General features: G+C 72.7%; 14 protein-coding genes. 12 read left to right on the top strand and 2 right to left on the bottom strand.

Translation table 11 applies throughout. The features are described from left to right. Positions 1 to 16: 16 nt before the first annotated feature. Together ACFY3V_RS01300 and ybaK are read right to left on the bottom strand one after the other, a co-directional pair. The gene (locus ACFY3V_RS01300; RefSeq protein WP_362895356.1) at positions 17 to 1405 is read right to left on the bottom strand and encodes an amidase; all 1389 of its coding nucleotides are present in this window, start codon (positions 1403 to 1405) and stop codon (positions 17 to 19) included. Between the two features lie 236 nt (positions 1406 to 1641). Then, complete coding sequence (gene ybaK, locus ACFY3V_RS01295) at positions 1642 to 2142, bottom strand: Cys-tRNA(Pro) deacylase (RefSeq protein ID WP_389768849.1); 501 nt, start codon at positions 2140 to 2142, stop codon at positions 1642 to 1644. Positions 2143 to 2241: 99 nt separating this feature from the next. Here ybaK and hisD point away from each other — a divergent pair, with 99 nt between their 5' ends. From hisD to ACFY3V_RS01235, 12 genes are all read left to right on the top strand, one after another. Further along, the gene (gene hisD, locus ACFY3V_RS01290) at positions 2242 to 3549 is read left to right on the top strand and encodes a histidinol dehydrogenase (protein ID WP_362895352.1); all 1308 of its coding nucleotides are present in this window, start codon (positions 2242 to 2244) and stop codon (positions 3547 to 3549) included. Beyond that, positions 3546 to 4616, top strand: a complete 1071-nt coding sequence (locus ACFY3V_RS01285) for a histidinol-phosphate transaminase (RefSeq protein ID WP_389768845.1) — start codon at positions 3546 to 3548, stop codon at positions 4614 to 4616. Before hisD ends, ACFY3V_RS01285 begins: the two co-directional genes overlap by 4 nt. A gap of 5 nt (positions 4617 to 4621) precedes the next feature. Continuing rightward, positions 4622 to 5236 (top strand): imidazoleglycerol-phosphate dehydratase HisB, encoded by a 615-nt coding sequence (gene hisB / locus ACFY3V_RS01280; protein ID WP_350950353.1) that lies wholly within the window; start codon positions 4622 to 4624, stop codon positions 5234 to 5236. 55 nt (positions 5237 to 5291) lie between these two features. After that, on the top strand, positions 5292 to 5447 hold the full coding sequence (locus ACFY3V_RS01275; RefSeq protein ID WP_362895348.1) for a hypothetical protein: 156 nt from the start codon (positions 5292 to 5294) through the stop codon (positions 5445 to 5447). Further along, positions 5444 to 6079, top strand: a complete 636-nt coding sequence (gene hisH / locus ACFY3V_RS01270; RefSeq protein WP_362895830.1) for an imidazole glycerol phosphate synthase subunit HisH — start codon at positions 5444 to 5446, stop codon at positions 6077 to 6079. Before ACFY3V_RS01275 ends, hisH begins: the two co-directional genes overlap by 4 nt. A gap of 18 nt (positions 6080 to 6097) precedes the next feature. Continuing rightward, complete coding sequence (locus ACFY3V_RS01265) at positions 6098 to 6439, top strand: hypothetical protein (protein ID WP_350950339.1); 342 nt, start codon at positions 6098 to 6100, stop codon at positions 6437 to 6439. A gap of 4 nt (positions 6440 to 6443) precedes the next feature. Further along, positions 6444 to 7175 carry a bifunctional 1-(5-phosphoribosyl)-5-((5-phosphoribosylamino)methylideneamino)imidazole-4-carboxamide isomerase/phosphoribosylanthranilate isomerase PriA gene (gene priA / locus ACFY3V_RS01260; RefSeq protein WP_362895346.1) on the top strand — a complete coding sequence of 244 codons (732 nt, stop codon included), beginning with the start codon at positions 6444 to 6446 and terminating at the stop codon, positions 7173 to 7175. Between the two features lie 64 nt (positions 7176 to 7239). Further along, entirely contained in the window at positions 7240 to 8010 is a 771-nt protein-coding gene (gene hisF / locus ACFY3V_RS01255; protein WP_350950337.1) for an imidazole glycerol phosphate synthase subunit HisF, read from the top strand. A gap of 109 nt (positions 8011 to 8119) precedes the next feature. Then, on the top strand, positions 8120 to 9862 hold the full coding sequence (locus ACFY3V_RS01250) for a protein kinase (RefSeq protein ID WP_389770193.1): 1743 nt from the start codon (positions 8120 to 8122) through the stop codon (positions 9860 to 9862). Then, positions 9859 to 12864 carry a BTAD domain-containing putative transcriptional regulator gene (locus tag ACFY3V_RS01245; RefSeq protein ID WP_389768839.1) on the top strand — a complete coding sequence of 1002 codons (3006 nt, stop codon included), beginning with the start codon at positions 9859 to 9861 and terminating at the stop codon, positions 12862 to 12864. The genes ACFY3V_RS01250 and ACFY3V_RS01245 overlap by 4 nt, the downstream gene beginning before the upstream one ends. Before the next feature lie 77 nt (positions 12865 to 12941). Next, the gene (locus ACFY3V_RS01240) at positions 12942 to 13577 is read left to right on the top strand and encodes a hypothetical protein (protein ID WP_362895341.1); all 636 of its coding nucleotides are present in this window, start codon (positions 12942 to 12944) and stop codon (positions 13575 to 13577) included. Beyond that, positions 13561 to 14124: an OmpA family protein gene (locus ACFY3V_RS01235; protein ID WP_362895339.1), complete on the top strand. Its 564-nt coding sequence runs from the start codon at positions 13561 to 13563 to the stop codon at positions 14122 to 14124. Before ACFY3V_RS01240 ends, ACFY3V_RS01235 begins: the two co-directional genes overlap by 17 nt. Positions 14125 to 14592: the final 468 nt, after the last annotated feature.

Raw genomic sequence — 14592 nt, 5'->3', positions numbered from 1 at the left:
GGCCCGGTGAGAGGCGTCAGAGCGGCGGCCGGTGCGAGCCGTGGCCGGTGGCGCGCTCGAACGCGTGGGCGAGCCGCAGCACCGCCATGTCGGCGAACGGGCGCCCGACGATCTGCACGCCCACCGGCAGCCCGCCGGAGGTGAACCCGCACGGCACCGATGCCGCGGGGGCGTGCAGCACGCTGATCCAGTAGGCCGAGCGCATCCACGCCAGATAGTCGGGCAGCGCCTCCCCGTTGATCTCCGAGACGTGGGGGGCGTCCACCGGGAACGGCGGCACCTGGCTCACCGGCGCGATCAGGAAGTCGTAGGTGTCGAAGAAGGAGTTCATCCGCCGGTAGAGCCCGCTGCGCAGCCGCTCGGCGCGGGCCAGGTCGGCGCCGGTCACCTCCCGGCCCCGCTCCACGTTCCAGCGCGTGTTCGTCCCCAGGCTCTCCTGCGGCAGGTTTCCGAAGGAGAGCGCGTAGTACCACGCCCGGTAGATCCGGAAGGCGTCCTCGGCGGCCGACAGGTTCAGATCCACCCGTTCCACCCGCGCGCCCAGCTCCGCGAGCGCGGCCGGGGCGTCCGCGGTGACCTTCGCCGTCTCCGCGTCGACCGGCAGCCCGCCCAGGTCGGGGCTCCAGGCGATGCGCACCCCTGTCAGGTCGAGGTCCAGCGGCCCGGCGAAGACGGAGCCGCTCTCGGTGATCGAGAAGGGGGAGGCGGCGTCGAACCCCGCCACCGCGCTCATCAGCAGCGCCAGGTCCTGCGCGGTGCGGGCCATCGGTCCCGGCACGCCGAGGGTGAACCAGGCCGCGACGGGTGACGGGGAGGGGACCCGCCCGGGGGTGGGCCGCAGCCCGGCCACGTTGCAGAAGGAGGCCGGGTTGCGCAGCGAACCGCCCATGTCGGAGCCGTCGGCGAGCGCCACCATGCCGGTCGCCAGCGCCGCCGCGGCCCCGCCGCTGCTGCCCCCGGCCGACCTCGACAGGTCGTACGGGTTGCGGGTGGCGCCGAAGATCTCGTTCACGGTGTGCGAGCCGGTGCCGAACTCCGGGGTGTTGGTCTTGCCGATCGTGATCGCCCCGGCCTCGCGCATCCGCCGCACGATCGGCGCGTCGGCGACGGGGACGTGGTCGGCGAAGATCGGTGAGCCGTAGGTGGTGCGGATCCCCGCGGTGTCGGCGAGGTCCTTGTGCGCGACCGGCAGGCCGTGCAGCGGCCCCCGCCACCGGCCGCGGGCCAGGTCTCTGTCGGCCTCCTCGGCCTCCCGCCTGGCACGCTCGGCCACCAGCGTGACGATCGCGTTGACCTTCGGGTTGACCTCCTCGATCCGCCGCAGGTGCGCGTCGAGCAGTTCGACCGCGCTGATCTGCCCGGTGCGCAGCAGTTCGATCATCTCGGTAGCGGTCAGGTAGTGCATCGTGCCCCCGATGTCCCCGGTCAGGTGTCTGTCTTCCCACCCGAGTCTGGCCGAACGTCGCCGCGTGTCGCGTCGGCAACCTTCGACAGGACCCGCCAGGGGGAGCGGGCCTGTCTTACGGGCTCGTCTTACAGGCCCGTCTTTTGGGCCCGTTCCGCGCGACCTCGGGAGAGCCACCAGGGCGACGGCGCCGAACCGTCTCCCGCACGCCTGTCCCGCGCGACCCCGGGAGAGCCTCAGTCGGCCTTGCCGATGGGGGCGGTGACCGCCTGGGTGAGCCGTACCAGCTCCGAGGGGTCGGTCTCGATCTGCAGTCCACGCCGCCCGGCGGAGAAGTAGATCGTCGCGAAGCCGAGCGCGGAGGCGTCGACTACCGTGGGCAGTCGTTTGCGCTGCCCGAGGGGGCTGATGCCGCCGACCACGTAGCCGGTGACCCGCTCGACCTTCGCCGCGTCGGCCATCGCGGCCCGCTTGCTTCTCATCGCCGCCGCGAACGCCTTGAGGTCGAGTTTGCCCGCCACCGGCACCACCGCGACGGCGAGCCCGCTCTCCACCTCGGCCACCAGGGTTTTGAAGATCCGCTCGTACGGCACCCCAAGGGCGTCGGCCGCCTCCTCGCCGTAGGTCTGCGCGCCGGCGTCGTGCTCGTAGGGGTGCAGGGTGAAATCGACCTTGGCCTGGGTGAGGGCCACCGTCGCGGGGGTCCCCTGGCCGCCCTTGTTCTTGCTCTTGCTCACGGGGGAAGCGTAGCGGCTGGTTAAAATCTACATAGTAAAGGCGCCGTCCGGATAATGGACAGGACGATATCGGGTGGCGGACCTCCGTAGACTGAACGGGTGATTTCGCGTACCGACCTGCGAGGCCCTCTGCCGGAGGACCTTCGCGACGTGCTGCCCCGCGCCGACCTCGACGTCGAAGCCGCCCTGGAGAAGGTGCGGCCCATCTGCGAGGACGTACGCCATCGCGGGGCGGTCGCCGTGCGCGAGCTGACCGCCAGGTTCGACGGCGTCGAGATGGAGTCCACCCGGGTGCCCGCCGAGGCGATCGCCGGGGCACTGGAAGGGCTCGACCCGAAGGTGCGGGCGGCGCTGGAGGAGTCGATCCGCCGCGCCCGCCTCGTCCACCGCGACCAGCGGCGCGCCGACGTCACCACCCAGGTCGTGCCCGGCGGCACCGTCACCGAGCGCTGGGTGCCCGTCGACCGGGTGGGGCTGTACGTCCCCGGCGGCCGGGCGGTCTATCCCTCCAGCGTGGTGATGAACGTCGTTCCCGCCCAGGAGGCGGGGGTGCCCTCCCTCGCGGTCTCCTCGCCCGCGCAGCGCGAGTTCGGCGGGCTGCCGCACCCGGCCATCCTGGCGGCGTGCGCGCTGCTCGGCGTGGACGAGGTCTACGCGGCCGGCGGCGCCTCGGCGGTGGCGATGTTCGCGTACGGCACCGAGGAGTGCCCGCCGGTCACCATGGTCACCGGCCCCGGCAACATCTGGGTGGCCGCCGCCAAACGCCTGCTCAAGGGGCGCATCGGCATCGACTCCGAGGCCGGTCCCACCGAGATCGCGATCCTCGCCGACTCCACGGCCGACCCGGTGCACGTCGCCGCCGACCTGATCAGCCAGGCCGAGCACGACACGATCGCCGCCGCCGTGCTCGTCACCGACTCGGTGGAGCTGGCCGAGGGGGTCGAGCGGGAGCTGCCCCGCCAGGTCGCCGCGACGAAGCACGCCGAGCGGATCACCGAGGCCCTGTCGGGACGTCAGTCGGGCATCCTGCTCGTCGACGACATGGAGGCCGGGCTGCGCGTCGTCGACGCCTACGCCGCCGAGCACCTGGAGATCCACGCCGCCGGGGCGCACGAGCTCGCCGCCCGGGTGCGCAACGCGGGGGCGATCTTCGTCGGCTCCTACGCGCCGGTCTCGCTCGGCGACTACATGGCCGGTTCCAACCACGTGCTGCCCACCGGGGGCTGTGCCTGCCACTCTTCGGGGTTGTCGGTGCAGACGTTCCTGCGCGGCATCCACGTCGTGGACTACAGCCGCGAGGCCCTCGCCGGTGCCGCCGCCCACGTGTGCGTGCTGGCCGACACCGAGGACCTCCCGGCGCATGGCGCGGCGATCCGCGCACGATTCGACTGGGAGATCCCGGCGTGAGGCTTGAAGACCTGCCGATCCGCGACGACCTTCGGGGGCGCACGCCGTACGGTGCCCCCCAGATCGACGTCCCGGTCAGGCTCAACACCAACGAGAACCCGTACGGGCCCTCCGCGTCCCTCGTCGCCGACCTGGCCGAGGCCGTACGCGTCCAGGCGGGCGAGCTCAACCGATACCCCGACCGCGACGCGCTCGCCCTGCGCGGGGATCTGGCCTCGTACCTGGGGCACGGCCTGGCCGTGGAGCAGGTCTGGGCGGCCAACGGCTCCAACGAGGTGCTCCAGCAGATCCTGCAGGCCTTCGGCGGTCACGGCCGGGTCGCGATGGGCTTCGAGCCCTCCTACTCGATGCACCCGATCATCACCACCGGGGCCTCCACCGAGTGGATCTCCGGGGCGCGTGAGGACGACTTCGGGATCGACCCGGGCAAGGCCGTGGCCGCGATCGAGGAGCACCGGCCGGACGTCGTCTTCCTGACCTCGCCCAACAACCCGACCGGAACCGCCCTGGACCCGGCGGTGATCGCCGCGATCGTGGCGGCGGCGCCGGGCATGGTGGTGGTGGACGAGGCCTACTTCGAGTTCGCTCGCGGCGGCACCCCGTCGGCGCTGACGCTGCTGCCGGACAATCCCCGGCTGATCGTCACGCGGACGATGTCCAAGGCGTTCGCCATGGCCGGGACCCGGCTCGGCTACCTGGCGGCCCACCCGGCGGTGATCGAGGCGTTGCTGCTGGTCCGGCTGCCGTACCACCTGTCCACGCTCACCCAGACGGCGGCGCGGGTCGCGCTCGCCCACCGCGCCGAGCTGCTCGGCGCGGTCGACGCGCTGCGGGCCGAGCGGGACGGCACGGTGGAGTGGTTGCGCGGCCGGGGGCTGACGGTCGCCGACTCGGACGCCAACTTCGTGCTGTTCGGGCTCTTCGAGGACCGGCACGCGGTGTGGCGGGGCATGCTGGAGCGCGGTGTGCTGATCCGCGAGGTGGGCCCGCCCGGATGGCTGAGAGTTTCGATCGGTACCCCTGAGGAGATGGCGGCGTTCCGCGCCGCCCTGGAGGAGATCCTGTGAGCAGCATCACTGACGGTGTCGTGGTCGCACCGCGTCGCGGTCGCGTCGAGCGCGTCACCAAGGAGACCTCGGTGCTGGTCGAGGTCGACCTCGACGGCACCGGGAATGTCGAGGTGTCCACCGGTGTCGGGTTCTTCGACCACATGCTGAACCAGCTCGGCAAGCACGGGCTGTTCGACCTGACCGTGAAGACCGAGGGCGACCTGCACATCGACGCCCACCACACGATCGAGGACACCTCGCTCGCGCTGGGGGCGGCGTTCCGCGAGGCGCTGGGCGACAAGTCGGGCCTGCGGAGGTTCGGCAACGCCTCCTGCCCGCTGGACGAGTCGCTCGCGGAGGTCACGGTCGACCTGTCGGGACGCCCCTACCTCGTGCACAGCGAGCCCGAGGGCATGGCGCCCATGATCGGTGCGGAGTACGACACGACGATGACCAGGCACATCCTGGAGTCGTTCGTCGCCCAGGCCGCGATCTGCCTGCACGTGCGCGTCCCGTACGGCCGCAACGCCCACCACATCGTGGAGGCGCAGTTCAAGGCGCTGGCCAGGGCGTTGCGGGCGGCCTCCGAGCGCGACCCGCGCGCCACCGGGGTGCCCAGTACGAAGGGTGTGCTGTGACCTTCTCTCGCGGAAGTTCTCGCGGGGTTTCTCGCGAGGGGAGGGGGAGGCGCCGGTGACCGGCAACTGGACGGCCGTCGCGATGGCCTTCGTGGCCCTCTTCCTCGTCGGCGGGATCGTCTCATTCCTCAAACAGGGTCTGAAGAAGGGCGCGGTGCTGCTCGCCGCCCTCGCGGCCCTGGCGACCACGGCGGCGGTGCTCTGGTGGTGAAGAAGAAGGTGACCGTTCTCGACTACGGCTCGGGCAACCTCCGTTCCGCGGAGCGCGCGCTGGCCAGGGTCGGGGCGGAGGTCACGGTGACGGCCGACTACGAGGCGGCGCTGGAGGCCGACGGCCTCGTCGTGCCGGGGGTGGGGGCGTTCGCCGCGTGCATGACGGGGCTGCGCGCCGTACGGGGTGAGCGGATCATCGGCCGGCGCCTGTCGGCGGGGCGGCCGGTCCTCGGCATCTGCGTCGGCATGCAGATCCTCTTCGAGACGGGCGTCGAGCACGGCGTCACCTCCGAGGGGTGCGGGGAGTGGCCGGGCACGGTGGAGCGTCTGGACGCTCCGGTCCTGCCGCACATGGGCTGGAACACGGTCAAGGCCCCCGCCGAGACCGCGCTGTTCGCCGGGCTCGACGCCCAGACGCGCTTCTACTTCGTGCACTCCTACGGCGTGCGCTCCTGGGAGCTGGAGGCGGGACCGGGTTTCCCCGATCCGCTGGTCACCTGGGCCGAGCACGGTGTGCCGTTCGTCGCGGCGGTGGAGAACGGCCCGCTCGCGGCCACCCAGTTCCACCCGGAGAAGTCGGGCGACGCCGGTGCTCAGCTGCTCACGAACTGGCTCGGGACCCTCGCGTGAGCGTCCGGTGAGTTCTCGATGAGCAAGGAGCGGGCCAGGCGCAGAGCCGAGCGGGAGGCCGAGCAGGCACGCCAGGCGGCTCTGCGCGCCGAGCGGGAGGCCCGCCTGGCGCGGCGGCGCGAGCGGGTCGGCAGGGTGGTCGCGCTGCTGCCGGGCAGGCCGGTGCGCATCGTGTCCCAGGGCGGCATCATGGCCCGCCGCCGCCGGACGCAGAACGGTGTCGCGGCGGTGCTGTTCCTGATCGTCCAGGTGATCGTCTGGTTGTTGTGGTCCTCGTGGGCGGCCCGGTTCGGGGCGCTTGTCCTCTCTTTGTTGTTGCTACCGCTTCTCATCACCCTTGTCTTCGACCGGAGGTCTTGAACAGATGACGCTTGAGCTGCTCCCCGCCGTGGACGTCGCCGACGGTCAGGCGGTCCGCCTGGTCCAGGGCGCGGCCGGCACCGAGACGTCGTACGGCGATCCCCTGTCCGCGGCGCTCGCCTGGCAGGAGGCCGGTGCCGAGTGGATCCATCTGGTCGACCTGGACGCGGCGTTCGGCCGGGGCAGCAACCGCGAGTTGCTCGCCACCGTGGTCGGCGCGCTCGACGTGAAGGTGGAGATGTCCGGCGGTATCCGCGACGACGCCTCGCTGGAGCTCGCGCTGGCCACCGGCTGCCGCCGGGTGAACATCGGCACCGCGGCGCTGGAGAACCCCGCCTGGTGTTCCAAGATCATTTCTGAGTACGGTGACCGGGTCGCGATCGGTCTTGACGTGCGGGGGACCACGCTGGCCGCCCGGGGCTGGACCCAGGAGGGCGGCGACCTGTGGGAGGTGCTGGCCCGGCTGGAGAAGGACGGCTGCTCCCGCTACGTCGTCACCGACGTCACCAAGGACGGCACGCTGCGCGGCCCCAACCTCGACCTGCTCCGTGAGGTCTGCTCCCGCACCGACGCGCCGGTGGTCGCGAGCGGCGGCGTCTCGTCCCTGGACGACCTGCGCGCGCTGGCCTCGCTCGTCCCGATCGGCGTCGAGGGGGTCATCGTGGGCAAGGCGCTGTACGCGCAGCAGTTCACCCTCGAAGACGCCCTCGCCGCCGTCGCCGCCGCGAGTTCGTGAGAGGTCCGAAGATGATTTTCTCTCCAGACCCAAAAGCGGGGGTTTCCACGCTGAAAGGAACGCGATGACTGTCGCGGTACGAGTGATCCCCTGCCTGGACGTGGACGCCGGGCGGGTGGTCAAGGGCGTCAACTTCGAGAACCTCCGCGACGCGGGCGACCCGGTGGAGCTGGCCCGCCGCTACGACGCGGAGGGGGCCGACGAGCTGACGTTCCTGGACATCACGGCCTCCAGTTCCGACCGGTCGACGATGTACGACGTGGTCAGCCGGACGGCCGAGCAGGTGTTCATCCCGCTCACCGTGGGCGGAGGGGTGCGCGCGGTCGAGGACGTCGACAGGCTGCTGCGGGCCGGCGCCGACAAGGTGAGCCTGAACACGGCGGCCCTCGCGAGGCCCGAGCTGCTGACCGAGGCGTCGCGGCGCTACGGGGCGCAGTGCATCGTGCTGTCGGTGGACGCCCGCAGGATCGTCGACGGCCCGCCGACGCCGTCCGGTTTCGAGGTGACCACGCACGGCGGACGCCGGGGCACCGGCATCGACGCGGTGGAGTGGGCCCGGCGGGGCGAGGAGCTCGGGGTGGGGGAGATCCTGCTCAACTCCATGGACGGTGACGGCACGCGTCACGGCTACGACCTGGAGCTGATCCGGGCCGTACGGGCCGAGGTGTCGGTTCCGATCATCGCGAGCGGCGGGGCCGGTGCCGTCGAGGACTTCCCGCCCGCGGTCGAGGCGGGGGCGGACGCGGTGCTGGCGGCGTCGGTGTTCCACTTCGGGCAGCTCAAGATCGGCGATGTCAAGGAGACGCTGAGGGTGGCGGGGCATCCGGTCCGCTGACGTCGTTCCGATTCGCCGTGGCTCGCGGAAGGGAGCCGGTAGCCGAGTTCTTTGGTGTACAAAATGCCGGTGTGCGTGAATTTGACGGCATAGGGTGACTCCGGTGAACATGATCGGCGGCTACGCGCTCAGACGTGAGCTGGGCAGGGGCGGCATGGGCGTGGTGCACCTCGCCGCGACCCCGGCGGGGAGCCTGGCCGCGGTGAAGGTGATCCATCCGCACCTGGCCCGCGACCCCGCCTTCCGGCGACGCTTCGATCGGGAGGTGGCGGCGGCGCGCAGGGTGGCGAGGTTCTGCACCGCCCCGGTGCTCGACGCCGGGGTCGAGGACGGCGTCGCCTACCTCGTCACCGAGTACGTCAGGGGACCCGACCTGGCGCAGGCCGTACGCGAGCAGGGGCCGCTCACCGGCGCCAACCTGGAGGCGCTCGCGGTCGGGATCGCCACCGCCCTCCACGCGATCCACGGGGCCGGGGTGATCCATCGCGACCTGAAACCGTCGAACGTGCTGCTCTCGCCCCTCGGCCCGCGCGTGATCGACTTCGGTATCGCGCAGCTCGTCGACACCGAGAGCCTGGCCAGCCAGGCGATCCTGGGCACCCCCGCGTTCATGGCGCCCGAGCAGGTGCGCGGCGAGCCGCTCACGCCGGCGGCCGACGTGTACGCGTGGGGCGGGGTGATCGCGTTCGCCGGTACGGGACGGTTGCCGTTCGGCGGCGGCTCGCCGTCCGAGGTCCTCTACCGGATCGTCAGCGACGGGCCGAACCTCGAAGGTCTCGACGAGAGCGTGCGCGCCGTCGTCGAGAGGGCGATGGCGAAGGACCCCGCGCGGCGGCCGAGCGCCCAGCGGCTGCTGGACGAGCTGGTCGGCGGCCGGCCGACCCCGGCGACGGCGAGTCAGGTCGTCGAGCGCGCCTGGGCGGGCGGGGGGCCGGTCGCGCCCGGGGGAGCGGGTCTGCGGGAGGGCTCGGCGGTGGCCGCAGGACCGGGCGTGGCCGGGAAGCCGGGTGCAACGGGAGGATCGGGCGCGCCCGGGGAACCGGGCGTGGTCAGGAGGCCGGGTGCGTCAGGGGAACCGCCTGCGGTTGGAGGGCCGGGTGCGCCCGGGGAACCGGCCGTGGTCGGGGGGCCGGGTGCGCCGGGGGGATCGGCGCTGTCCGGGGAAGCGGCTGTGGCCGGGGCGCCCGTACGGTCCGGTGTCACGGTCGCGAGAAGACGGCGGTGGCCCTGGGCGGCGGGTGTCGCCGTGCTCGTGGCGGTCCTGGTGAGCGGGGTGACGCTGTACGCCGGTTCAGGCGCGCCCACGTCGCCGTACCGTGCCGGTTTCGCCGAGTCGTGGGCCGTCGGCGCGTCCGACGGAGGCAGCACCGAGCTGGACGGCGGGGTCTACCTGCTGACCGCCAATCCCGGATGGCGGCTGTGGAAGTCCGCCCCCTTCTCCGAGGGTTCCGCCGGGGGTGTCGTGGTCAGCTCCAGGATGCGGCTACGGGAAGGCTCGGGGGAGTTCGGCGTGTGGTGTCGCGGCGACGCCGATACCGGAGACCGCTACGAGTTCACGGTCACCGCCTCGGGCGAGGCATCGATCACCAAGCGGCACGACGGGCGGGGCGTCGTCCTGCACGGACCCGTACGGATGAGGAAATCCGCTGACAATCGGGTCGTCGCCCGATGCGCGCAGCAGGGCGAGCGGGTCGTCCTCGGCATGTGGCTCAACGAGGAGCCGGTCGGGGAGACCGAGGACGCCCAGGACCCCTACGGACCCGGAGCCGTCGGCGTCCACGCGGCACCGGACACGGCCACACCCGTCCTGGTCGGGTTCCAGTCGTTCGAGGTACGCCCGGCGGAGGGGTGAGCGTGCGGTTCGGGGTGCTGGGAGCACTGCGGGTCGTCGAGGGCGAGCGTGACCTGACGCCCGGCCCCGCCAAGCACCGCGCGCTTCTGGCCGCCCTGCTGCTGAGGCCGGGACGGACGCTGACCGTCGGGCGGCTGGTCGCCGAGGTGTGGGGAGAGGAGCCGCCCGCCTCGGCGGAACCGGTGCTGCGGGTGTACGTGAGCGCGCTGCGCAAGCTCGTCGACGGGATCCGCACCGTGCCCGGTGGCTACCTCCTCGACGTCGCCCCCGAGCAGGTGGACGCGCACAGGTTCGAGCGCCTGGTGGCCGCGGGCCGGCGGGCCAGGGACGCGGGCATGAGCGCGGAGGCGGCCCGCGAGCTGCGTGCCGCCCTGGCCCTGTGGCGGGGACCCGCGCTGGCCGACGTCGACTCGGCCGAACTGCGGCGGGCGTACGCCCTACCGCTGGAGGAACTGCGGCTCACCGCGCTCGAAGAGCGCGTCGAGCTGGACGTGGCGCTCGGCCGTGGCGCGGAGGTGACGGGGGAACTGCGCGCGCTCGTGACCTCGCACCCCCTGCGGGAGCGGGCCTGGGCACAGCTCGTCCTCGCGCTCGGCCAGGCGGGGCGCCGGTCGGAGGCGCTGAGCGCCTACCGGGAGGCGCGGCGGCTGCTCGTCGAAGAGCTCGGCCTTGAGCCGGGTCCCGAGCTGAACCGGGCACACGAGCGCGTGCTGAGGGGGGACGCCCTCGCACGGATCGTGCCTGGTGAGTCGGCGGGGGGTGTTCCTGTGCGGGTCGTGCCGAACGAGATCGTGCCTGATGAGACGGCGGGGGGTGTTCCTGTGCGGGTCGTGCCGAACGAGATCGTGCCTGACAAGGCGGCGGGGGGTGTCCCTGCGCGGGTCGTGCCCAACGAGACGCCGCCGGACATCGCCGACTTCACCGGGCGCCAGCGCGTCCTGGACCGGATCCGCCGGTCCGTGCCCGCCGCGGGGAGCGCGCCCGTCCACCTGGTGCTGCACGGGCCCGCGGGGGCGGGCAAGTCCGCGGTGGCGGTCCGCGCGGCCGGCGGGCTCGACTTCCCCGGCGGACGGTTGTACGTCTCGCTCGGGGCCAGGACGCCGGGCGCGGTGCTGGAGGACCTGCTGCGCTCACTCGGCTGCCCCGAGGGTGCGGTTCCCGCTCACCTGGCCGAGCGGACGCGCCTGTACCGCAGCCTGGTGAGCGGGCGGCGGCTGCTGGTGGTGCTGGACGACGCGGCCGACGCCGCTCAGGTGCGCCCGCTGCTGCCCTCGGGGCCCGGTTGCCTGACGCTGGTGACCAGCCGCTCGCCGCTGTCCGGCCTGGAGGCGGCGCGCGCCTTCGAACTCGGCGTGTTCGACACCGACGAGTCCGTGGAGATGCTCGCGCGGGTGGTGGGGGAGCGGCGGGTGCGGGCCGAGCCACGGGCGGCCGCGCGGATCGCGGTGTTGTGCGGCGGACTGCCGCTGGCGCTCAGGATCGCCGGGGCCAGGCTCGCACGGCGGCCCAGCTGGACGCTGGAGCACCTGGCCGGACGCCTTGAGGACGAGCGTGGCCGCCTCGACGAACTCAGCGCGGGAGATCTGGCCGTACGCGGCAGTCTGGCGTTCGGCTACCGCGCGCTCTCGGATCGCGAACGCCTGCTGCTGCGCCGCCTCGGCGCACTGTCCGCGCCCCACGTCGCCCCGTGGGCGGCCACCGCCGTTCTCGGGGCGCCCGCCGAGCGGTTGCTGGAGGCACTGGCCGAGGCGGGCCTGCTGCGCTCGCGCGGGCTCGACGCGAGCGGTCAGGAGAGGTACGACTGCCACGACCTGACCAGGCTTTATGCCGCCGAGCGCCTGGAGGCAGAGGAGGGAGCGCCCGCCCGGGTCCTCGCCGCCGCCACCGGGGAGATACTCGACCGCGCCCGGCGGGCGAGGACGCTGCTGCTGCCCGCCGAGCCGGGGTCCGGCCAGACCGTCGCCCGTACGGCGGAGCAGGCCGCGGACCTGGACACCGCGCGGCTGCGGGAGTCGGCCCGCTGGCTGGCCGCCGAGCGCGGGTTCCTGGTCGCGGCCGTCGCCGACCTCCAGCGAGCCGGCCTGGACGAGGCGACCTGGCGGCTCGCCTTCTACCTGACCCCGTTCTTCGAGCTGGGCGCGTACCGCGAGGACTGGAACACGGTCGTGGAACTCGGCCTGCGGGCCGCCCGGCGCGCGGGCCACCGCCACGGTGAGGCACTGCTGCTGCGATCCCTGGCCGACCTTCGCCGTACGGAGGGCCGTCTGGAGGAGGCGGCCGACGCCCTCGGACGGGCGCTTCCGCTCACCGAGGCGCACGAGGTGGCCCGCACCCGCCACCGGCTCGGCCTGGTGCGCCTCGCCCAGGGGCGGCGTCCGGAGGCGGAGGCCTGCTTCGTCGCCTGCCTGGCCGCGTTCTCGGCGGCGGGGGATCGGCGCGGCAGGGCCGATGCGCTGCGTGCCCTCGGTGGGGCGCGGCAGGCAGGCGGCAGGGCGCGGCAGGTCCTCGGTGGGGCGCGGCAGGCCGAGGACCTGCTGCGCGAGAGTCTCGCCGTCTACCGGGAACTGGGCGATCCACGCGGCGAGGCGGCCGTCTCGCTCGACCTCGCGGGGCTTCACCTGGAGCGGCGGCGCCTGGCTGAGGCGCGCGAGCGGGCCGAACGCGGCCTCGGCCTGGTCAGGCGTCTGGGGGACCGGCTCCCCGAGGCCGCGGGGCTGGTGCTCCTGGCGAGGGTGGCCCTGGCGGAGGGGCGGCCCGACATCGCCCGCGGGGGTGTGGAGGAGGCGCTGGGGACGTTCCGCGAGTACGGGGACCGCCGGGGTGCCGGGCAGGCGCTGCTCACTCTGGCAGCGGCCCTTTTGGATCTTGATGAGGTGGATGGGGCGGTTGGTGCTGTATCGGATGCTGTGGGAGAGTTTGACGCTCTCGGCGACAAGGACGGCCTCGCCGAGGCCGAAGAGCTCGCCCGTGAGGTGTCGCGGCGCCGTGGCCTGCGCGTATAGCGCGCTATACGGTTTCTGAAGGCGGATCTCCTACGGTCGGGCTCGATGTGATCCACAACGGGCGGAGGCGGTACGGGATGCGAAGAGGGACCACGCCGGTGGCGGTCGTGGCGGTGGTGGCCGCGATGCTGAGCGGCTGCGGGATGCTTCCTGGGCAGCAGGGGGGCGGCGGCGAGGAGAGGCAGCCGGTCTCGCAGAAATCGCAGGAATCGCAGGGCTCACCGGAGGAGCGGGCGACGAGTACGGCGGATGTCACGGAGGCCACGGCGACCGGCGATCCCGGTGAGCCCGCACCTGCGGAGCAGGAGAGGGTGATCGCCCGCAGGGAGGTCAAGGCGAGCGGCGCGGACCTGACCGTGGAGATCACCGGTCTCAAGCGCCAGGGCCGGCTTTCCACGCTGACCTGGAAGGTCACCAACAACAGCGACGACCGGTGGCAGATGAACAGCGACATGGGCGACACCCCGGGCGGCCTCGGCCTGACCGTGGCCGGGATCAGCCTCGTCGACCCGGTCAACGGCAAGCGGTACGTCGTCGCGCGCACCGGGAAGTATCCCCGGGCCAAGTGCCTGTGCTCCGATTACGACGTGTTCACCGAGGCCGGCGAGGTGCTGCCCCTGCACGCCACGTTCGCCGCCCCGCCGCCGGACGTCACGAAGATCAATGTGGACCTCAAGGTGCTGGGTGTGTTCACCGATGTCCCGATCTCCTGAGCGCCTCACGATCCTGTTCCTCGGACTCGCCCTGGTCGTCACGGGGTTCGTGCCGGCCGCGTGGGCGGATCCGGGTGGCGACGCCGTGGCCGAGGTGGAGGATGTCATCGCGGTCGTCGAGGACATCGTGGCCGAGGTGGAGTCCCTCGACGGCGCCGAGAGCGAGTCGCGACAGGGCGAGAAGGTCACCGTGGCGCTCACCAGCGACGTGCTGTTCGCGCTCGACAAGGCCGTGCTGACTTCGAAGGCTCGGCAGCGGCTGGGACAGGTCGCCGCGAAGGTCCGGGCCGACTCCGCGGGCGGGACGGTCGGGATCGAGGGGCACACCGACGACCAGGGCGACGACGCCTACAACGCCGCGCTCTCGCTTCGGCGGGCGCAGGCCGTACGGCAGGCGCTTCAGGGGACGCTCACGGGCGTGACCTTCCAGGTCGAGGGCTTCGGCGAGAGGCGGCCCCGGGTGCCCAACGTCGTCCAGGGGCGGGCACTGGAGGAGAACCGGGCGAAGAACCGGAGAGTGGAGATCGTGTTCACCGCCAGGGAGTGAAGCTCGGAGGGCTTCTGCGGTGCTTCGCGGTTGGGCGTGTGTTGCCTGTTGCGGGGTTGAGTGTGCTTCCTGGTTGAGCGTGTCCTACGGTGTGGTTTCCGCACGTCGGGGCTTCCTGTGTTCGCCGCTGTGCTGGAGTTCGACTCCGTGATCGCCAGCGCCGGTGCGGCTGGGGAAGGACCGTTTACGTCCGACCTGTGTCGGTGTTCCGGAGCGGGGTTCGCGCTGCGGCGGGCCGGTGCTCCGGGCGGCCGTCGTGGTGAGGGTCTGGTTCTTCAGGCCTCCGGCCTGCTCGGGCGCGCGGGGTTGCGCTTTTTTATAAGCCGCCCGGAACACCGGCCCGCCTCCGCGCACGGCGGCTCCGTCGCATGAGGGTGCGGGCCGTAGTCGCTCCGTTTCCGGCCGCCCAGAGTGCTTTCCCGCGCTGAAGCCTTCGTGCGGGGAGGTTTCTTGGGTGGCCGCCGTAGC

The organism is Streptosporangium sp. NPDC000095 (assembly GCF_042899335.1).
GTDB lineage: Bacteria > Actinomycetota > Actinomycetes > Streptosporangiales > Streptosporangiaceae > Streptosporangium.
The sequence above is the reverse complement of the archived record's forward strand: the minus strand, read 5'-3'. Positions and strand labels throughout refer to the sequence as shown.

Bases quoted from the DNA above. Each gene is read 5' to 3' on its own strand.
- ACFY3V_RS01300 (WP_362895356.1), bottom strand. From the start codon at position 1,405: ATGCACTACCTGACCGCTACCGAGATGATCGAACTGCTGCGCACCGGG.
- ACFY3V_RS01240 (WP_362895341.1), top strand. From the start codon at position 12,942: ATGCGAAGAGGGACCACGCCGGTGGCGGTCGTGGCGGTGGTGGCCGCG.
- ACFY3V_RS01235 (WP_362895339.1), top strand. From the start codon at position 13,561: ATGTCCCGATCTCCTGAGCGCCTCACGATCCTGTTCCTCGGACTCGCC.
- ACFY3V_RS01265 (WP_350950339.1), top strand. From the start codon at position 6,098: ATGAGCAAGGAGCGGGCCAGGCGCAGAGCCGAGCGGGAGGCCGAGCAG.
- ACFY3V_RS01250 (WP_389770193.1), top strand. From the start codon at position 8,120: ATGATCGGCGGCTACGCGCTCAGACGTGAGCTGGGCAGGGGCGGCATG.
- priA (WP_362895346.1), top strand. From the start codon at position 6,444: ATGACGCTTGAGCTGCTCCCCGCCGTGGACGTCGCCGACGGTCAGGCG.
- hisF (WP_350950337.1), top strand. From the start codon at position 7,240: ATGACTGTCGCGGTACGAGTGATCCCCTGCCTGGACGTGGACGCCGGG.